Origin of the sequence: Actinoplanes sp. NPDC048791 (genome assembly GCF_040650095.1) — a bacterium.
Taxonomy (GTDB): Bacteria; Actinomycetota; Actinomycetes; order Mycobacteriales; family Micromonosporaceae; genus Actinoplanes.
On the sequence record NZ_JBEZGQ010000511.1, the window covers coordinates 1 to 6,027 of the forward strand.

The following is a 6,027-nucleotide window of genomic DNA, read 5'->3' on the forward strand; positions in this document are numbered from 1 at the left end:
GTCCTGCAACCACGTCGCCCTGCACCGGCATCGCGACGGCTTCACCATCCGGCTGACCGCCGGAAACCCCCACCACTGACACCGTACGGGGGTCAGCCGAGACCGCGGTGCCCCGCCCACAGGGCACTGGCCCGGCCGGCCGCCTCGGCGACGAGCGCGGCCAGCTCGGGACTGTCCGGCAGCGGGAACGAGACGTAGGTGCCGCGGCCGCCCGCGACGGGACGGCCGTACGCCTTGGCGGCGAGGTGCCCGTCCTTGAGGAGCCGGACGTTCAACGTGGTCAACTCGAACTCCTGACCACGGCGGGTGTCGGTCCAGCGGAGCTCTTCCGGAATCGTCACGTTGATCGCGAGAGCGCTCACGTCGGGGTTGGCGTCGCTGCCCATGGCGTCATCCTCGCATGTCGGTCGCGCCGGCCGATCGGGTGAGGAGTGGAACCCGACCGGCCACCTTTGCCGCAACTTGTTCACAACCGGCGTGAGCCTGCCGAGCGAACGGATCAACATCGTCGGGACGTCGAAGGAGCCGCAGTTGAGGAAGACAGTCCGCCTCAGGGCCGCCGGGGCGGCTGTTGTCACAGCGGCCGCCCTGCTCTACCCGGGCAGCGCGGAGGCCGCCGTCACGACGGCTTCCTTCACCGACTACGCCTACACCGCCACGGCCGCGACGTTGCCGGACGTGCGCCGGATCGTGCGGGACGACGTGGCGGCGGCCGCCGGCCTCACCGGTAAGGGCGTCGGCATCGCCCTCATCGACACCGGCGTCGTGCCGGTGGCCGGGCTCACCAGCGGCAACGTGGCCAACGGGCCCGACCTGTCGCTGGAGTCGCAGGTGCCGGGCCTGCTGCGCCGGGACACGTACGGTCACGGCACCCACCTGGCGGGCATCATCGCCGGGCGGGACGCCGCCGGGGGGACCTTCAAGGGGGTGGCGCCCGACGCCAAGCTGATCTCCCTCAAGGTGGGCGCGGCCAACGGCGCGGTCGACGTCACGCAGGTGATGGCCGCGATCGACTGGGTGGTGGCGCACCGCAACGACGACCCGGCCAACCCGATCAAGGTGCTGAACCTGTCGTACGGCACGGACAGCACCCAGAGCTGGGTGAGCAGCCCGCTCAGCGAGGCCGTGGAGAACGCCTACCTGGCCGGCATCAGCGTGATCGTCGCCTCGGGGAACACCGGCGGCAACATTCTGAACCCGGGTTCCAACCCGTACATCATCACCGTGGGCGCGACCGACCCGCGGGGGACCACCAGCACGGCCGACGACACGGTGGCGACCTTCAGCAGCAAGGGCACCTCCCAGGACAACGCCCCCGACGTGCTGGCCCCGGGCCGGTCGATCGTCTCGCTGCGCGACCCGGGCAGCTACGCCGACGTGAACTACTCCTCGGCGCGGGTCGGGGACCGGTTCTTCAAGGGCAGCGGCACCTCGCAGGCCGCCGCGGTGGTCAGCGGCGCCACCGCGGTCCTGCTGCAGAAGTATCCGACCCTGTCGCCGATGCAGGTCATGTGCTACCTGCGGGCCACCGGGACGCCGGTCACCGGTTCCTACGCCCCGCAGATCAACCTGCAGACGGCGATCAGGTCCACGCTGACCAGCTGCGGCCAGAGCGGCAGCACGATCACCGGTACGGGCAGCATCCAGAAGGACCGCGGCTCGTCCCAGGTGACCATGGGCGACGGGGTCGCGCTGACCGGGGAGCGGGACATCTTCGGGCCGCTGAGCTCCTCGGCCTGGGCCGCCGCGAGCGCCGCCCGGACGTCCTGGAAGGGCGGGGACTGGATGGGCCGCCCGTGGACGGGGACCGGCTGGGCGAGCTCCACGGACGGGCAGGGCAACTGGTCCGGCAAGGCCTGGTCGGGCAAGGCGTGGTCGGGCAAGGCCTGGTCCGACCTGGCCTGGTCGGGACAGACCTGGTCCGGTAAGGCGTGGTCCGGCAGCGGTGGCGCGGCGCCGAACTGGAGCGGTGCGGCCTGGTCGTCGACCGGCTGGCTCACCGCCGGCGACAAGGGCTGGATGTCCTGAGCGGGAAAGCACCCGAAGTGCAATCCGGTTCCCCTGCCGATGGCCCGGCGGTTGTCGATTCGGCTCCCGTGAGCACAACGGGCACGGGCGCTCCGGGCGCTGATCGGCGACGCATGTCGCCGGCGCCGGAGCTTGCCCGCCTGCTGGACGATCTCGAGACCTATCAGGGCCGTGACATCGAGGCCAACCTGGCCTCCGCGGCGGCGATCGAGCGGGCGGCCGGGGAGTACGGCGAGACCACCCTGCAGCTGCGGGCCCGGCTGGTCCAGGCCGACATGGCCCAGCGCAACGGTGACCGCAGCGGGGCCGCGCAGGTGTTCCTGGAGGTCCACCGGCAGGCGCAGGACCTGGCATCGCCCGCGCTGCTGGCCCGCAGCCACTTCCACCTGGCGCTGATCTACAACTACCTCGGGGACCACGCGGCGAGCCTGGAGAACGCCATCAGCGCGGTCGAGGTGCTCGACGAGGACGCCCCGCCGGGACTGCGGCTGATGTACCTGAACCGGCTGGCCAACTCCCTCGGCGACGTCGGGATGATCGACGCGGCGCGGGAACGCTACCTGCAGGCCGAGCAGCTGGCGATCGCGATCAACGACCTGACCCGGCGGCTGCTGGTGCTCAACAACCGCGCGTACACCGAGTTCCAGGCCGGTGAGCTGGCCGCCGCCGCGACGGTGGTCGAGCGCATGCGGGTGGTGGCGGCCGCCCTGGGCCGGGAGTTCCTGATCATCGAACGCGACACCGTGGCCAGCATCCAGCTCGGGCTGGGGGAGTACGCGGCGGCCGAGCAGACGCTGCTCTCGGTGCTGGACTCGCCGCTCTGGTACGAGGTGCACGACCTCGCCGAGGCCACCCTGACCCTGGCCCGGGCCCAGCGTTGTCTCGGCGCGCTCGACCGGGCCCAGCAGAGCCTCGACCGCAGCCGTACCCTCGGCGAGGAGCGGGAGCTCACCGGGATCCGGGTGGCCGTCATGGCCGAGCAGGCCGAGCTGTACGCGGCCGCCGGCGCGTTCGAGCAGGCGTTCTTCGAGTACAAGCGGTATGACGCCGCCCGGGAACAGCTGCGCTCGGCCCAGCAGGAGGCGCGGGCGCACACCCGGCAGGTGATGTTCGAGACCGCGCAGGCCCGCAACGACGCCGAGCGGTACCGGGAACAGGCGCTCCGGGATCCCCTGACCGGGCTGCGCAACCGGCGTTACGTGGACGACCACCTGCCGGTCGCTGTCGCCCTGGCTGCCGAGACGCGATCACCGCTTACCATCGCGGTCGTGGACATCGACCACTTCAAGCGCATCAACGACACCTTGTCGCACGAGGCCGGCGACGAGGTCCTGGTGGCCGTCGCCCAGTTGCTGCGCTCGGTGCAGCAGACGGTGTCGGACACCGGGTTCGTGGCGCGGATGGGTGGCGAGGAGTTCCTGGTCGTCCTGCCCGGCATCGGCGCCGCACAGGCCGCCGGCCGGCTGGAGGAGCTGCGGGAGGCGGTCGACGTGCACCCGTGGCGGCCGGTGACCGGCGACCTGCCGGTGACCGTCAGCGTGGGGGCCACCTCGACCCAGGGCCATGACGCGCCGGCCGCCCTGCTCGCCGAGGCCGACCGGATGCTGTACGCCGCGAAGGACGCCGGCCGGAACCGCGTGATCGTGGCTGCCCCCGCGGACTGATTCACATGTGTCGATTCGCCTGCTAGCGTCACATGGCGTGGTTGCGTGACCACCCATCGTGGGGAGGCTCAGGTGAGAACAGCCATCCGTCGAGGCGCCGCCGCAGCAGGCGCCGTCGTCCTGTCGATCCTCGGATTGTCCACCGGTGCGCAGGCGGCACCGGCCGAGGCGGACGTCATCTCGGTAGCCGGGGCCGAAGTGGTGCCGGACAGCTACATCGTCGTCCTGAAGTCGGGCACTGCTCGGACCGTCGCCGCCGAGCACAACGCGACTGTGCTCCACACGTACACCAAGGTCTTCAAGGGTTTTGCGGCGACGATGTCGGCGCGCCAGGCGCGGCAGGTGGCCGCCGACCCGGACGTCGCGTTCGTCCAGCCCAACGTGATCCACCGGATCTCCGGGACGCAGGCCAACCCGCCGTCCTACGGCCTGGACCGCATCGACCAGCGCAACCGCCCGCTGAACCAGGCCTACACCTACTCGACGACCGCGTCCAACGTGCACGCCTACATCATCGACACCGGCATCCGCACCACCCACCAGGACTTCGGCGGGCGCGCGGTCAGCGGACACGACGCGGTCGACGGCGGTGCCGCCGACGACTGCAACGGCCACGGTACGCACGTAGCCGGCACGGTCGGCGGCAGCGCGTACGGCGTCGCCAAAGCCGTGCAGCTCGTTGCCGTACGCGTGCTCGACTGCGAAGGCAGCGGCACCACCGCACAGGTCGCCGCCGGCATCGACTGGGTCACCGCCAACGCGGTCAAGCCCGCCGTGGCCAACATGAGCCTCGGCGGCAGCGCCGACACCGCCCTGGACAACGCGGTGAGCGCGTCGATCGCCTCCGGCGTCAGCTACTCGATCGCCGCCGGCAACGGCCTGTTCGGACTGTTCGCGCTGGACGCCTGCACCCAGTCCCCGGCCCGGGTGCCGACCGCGATCACCGTCTCCGCGACCAACAGCAGCGACGCCAAGCCGTCCTGGGCCAACCGCGGCACCTGCGTCGACGTGTTCGCCCCGGGCATCAACATCACGTCGGCCTGGGGCACCGGCGACACCGCCACCAACACGATCAGCGGCACGTCGATGGCCGCACCGCACGTGGCCGGCGCGGCCGCGTTGTATCTGGCCGGCCACCCGGGCGACTCACCGGCGCAGGTGCACAGCGCCATCGTCAGCAACGCGACCACGGGTGTGGTGACGAGTCCCGGGTCGGGCTCACCGAACCGGTTGCTCTACACGGGCGCCTTCTGAGCCTTCCGGCAAGGCGGCGAGCCGGGCCGGATTCCACCCGGCTCGCCGCACTGATCCGGTGGGTCACTGCGCCGAGAGGCCGGCTGCTTTCGCGAGCAGTCCGGCCTGCGTACGGTTGGCGCAGCCGAGCTTCTCCAGGATCTGCGAGACGTAGCCCTTCACCGTCGTCTCGGACAGGAAGAGCCGGTCGGCGATGCCGGCGTTGGACAGGCCGTCGCCGATGCCGGCCAGCACCTCGCGCTCCCGCGCGGTCAGCGCCGTCAGGCGCCCGCGGGCCCGGTCACGTTCGTCAGCCGCGATGGCTGTCACCGCGACCAGGCCGGCCGCCGCCACCGGGGACAGCACCGTGTGGCCCCGCGCCGCGACCAGGATCAGGTCGACGAGCTCGTCCGGCGGGGTCGACTTCACCAGGAAGCCGGCCGCGCCCAGGCGCAGCGCCTCCACGACGTACCGGTCGGCGTCGAACGTGGTCAGCACCAGCACAGCCGGTGGGTCCGGCAGCGCCCGGATCCGGCTGGTGGCCGCCAGCCCGTCGACTCCCGGCATCCGCAGATCCATGAGTACGACATCAGGCCGCGACCGCACGACTGCCTCCACCGCCTCCGCGCCGTCGAGGGCCACGCCGACCACCTCGATCGCGGCGGACGCGGACAGGATGGTGGTCAGGTGCTCGCACACCATCGGCTCGTCGTCGGCTATCAGCACCCGTACCGTCATCGGGCCACCCGGGTGGGCAGGCCGGCCTCGAGCCGGAAGCCGCCGGCGCCGTCGGGCCCGGCGCGCAGGGAGCCGCCGATCAGCTCGATCCGCTCGCCCAGGCCGGCCAGGCCGGTGCCGCCGCCGTCGGTCAGCGGACGACTGCGGGACGCGGGCGCGTCGTTGTGCACGACGATGCGCGTGCGGTGCGGGTCGTAGGAGACCTCGACCCGGACCGTGGCGCTCCAAGCGTGCCGGCGGGCGTTCGTGAGCGCCTCCTGCACCACCCGGTACGCGGTCCGCCGGGTCACCGGGGACAGCGTGGACGCGTCACCCTCCTCGGTGAGCTGCACTGCCTGCCCCACCCGGCCGGCGTCCTCGACCA

General features: G+C 72.0%; 6 protein-coding genes. 3 read left to right on the forward strand and 3 right to left on the reverse strand.

Features of this window, described 5'->3' with window-relative positions:
* Positions 1–92 precede the first annotated feature (92 nt).
* The gene (locus AB0C29_RS29510) at positions 93–386 is read right to left on the reverse strand and encodes a hypothetical protein (protein WP_360826777.1); all 294 of its coding nucleotides are present in this window, start codon (positions 384–386) and stop codon (positions 93–95) included.
* Between the two features lie 145 nt (positions 387–531).
* Here AB0C29_RS29510 and AB0C29_RS29515 point away from each other — a divergent pair, with 145 nt between their 5' ends.
* From AB0C29_RS29515 to AB0C29_RS29525, 3 genes are all read left to right on the forward strand, one after another.
* The gene (locus AB0C29_RS29515; RefSeq protein ID WP_360826781.1) at positions 532–2,028 is read left to right on the forward strand and encodes a S8 family serine peptidase; all 1,497 of its coding nucleotides are present in this window, start codon (positions 532–534) and stop codon (positions 2,026–2,028) included.
* Between the two features lie 113 nt (positions 2,029–2,141).
* Positions 2,142–3,692 carry a GGDEF domain-containing protein gene (locus tag AB0C29_RS29520; protein WP_360826784.1) on the forward strand — a complete coding sequence of 517 codons (1,551 nt, stop codon included), beginning with the start codon at positions 2,142–2,144 and terminating at the stop codon, positions 3,690–3,692.
* Positions 3,693–3,764: 72 nt separating this feature from the next.
* Entirely contained in the window at positions 3,765–4,946 is a 1,182-nt protein-coding gene (locus AB0C29_RS29525) for a S8 family peptidase (RefSeq protein ID WP_360826787.1), read from the forward strand.
* A gap of 63 nt (positions 4,947–5,009) precedes the next feature.
* On the opposite strand, the gene AB0C29_RS29530 is transcribed toward AB0C29_RS29525, so the two are convergent.
* Both AB0C29_RS29530 and AB0C29_RS29535 read right to left on the reverse strand, forming a co-directional pair.
* Positions 5,010–5,663, reverse strand: a complete 654-nt coding sequence (locus tag AB0C29_RS29530) for a response regulator transcription factor (protein ID WP_360826790.1) — start codon at positions 5,661–5,663, stop codon at positions 5,010–5,012.
* On the reverse strand, positions 5,660–6,027 hold a 368-nt coding region (locus tag AB0C29_RS29535; protein WP_360826793.1), incomplete at its 5' end, for an ATP-binding protein. The genes AB0C29_RS29530 and AB0C29_RS29535, both read right to left, overlap by 4 nt.